This window comes from Lentilactobacillus otakiensis DSM 19908 = JCM 15040 (assembly GCF_001434145.1).
GTDB classification, from domain to species: Bacteria; Bacillota; Bacilli; order Lactobacillales; family Lactobacillaceae; genus Lentilactobacillus; species Lentilactobacillus otakiensis.
Genome location: NZ_AZED01000021.1, coordinates 1 through 317 on the forward strand (window position 1 = coordinate 1; position 317 = coordinate 317).

General features: G+C 40.4%; 1 rRNA gene. It reads right to left on the reverse strand.

Annotated features, from left to right (window positions below):
* Positions 1-163: ribosomal RNA gene (locus FD05_RS11400) — 16S ribosomal RNA — on the reverse strand; the annotation flags it as partial.
* Positions 164-317: the final 154 nt, after the last annotated feature.

The following is a 317-nucleotide window of genomic DNA, read 5'->3' on the forward strand; positions in this document are numbered from 1 at the left end:
CAAGGGCAGGTTACCCACGTGTTACTCACCAGTTCGCCACTCGTCTCAATGCTAAATCATTCAAGTGCAAGCACCTAAAATCAATAGCCAAGACGCGTTCGACTTGCATGTATTAGGCACGCCGCCAGCGTTCGTCCTGAGCCAGGATCAAACTCTCATCTTAAAATGTTTTAAAATGATAAGCCTGTTATAGCTCATGATTTAAATTTATTATTTGTTATTACGAATTGACTTCGCAAATGTTTGGCTTCGATTAAAAATCGAAGCGCCCTACACATTCGTTTGTCGAAAATTTTGTTCAGTTTTCAAAGGTCTAC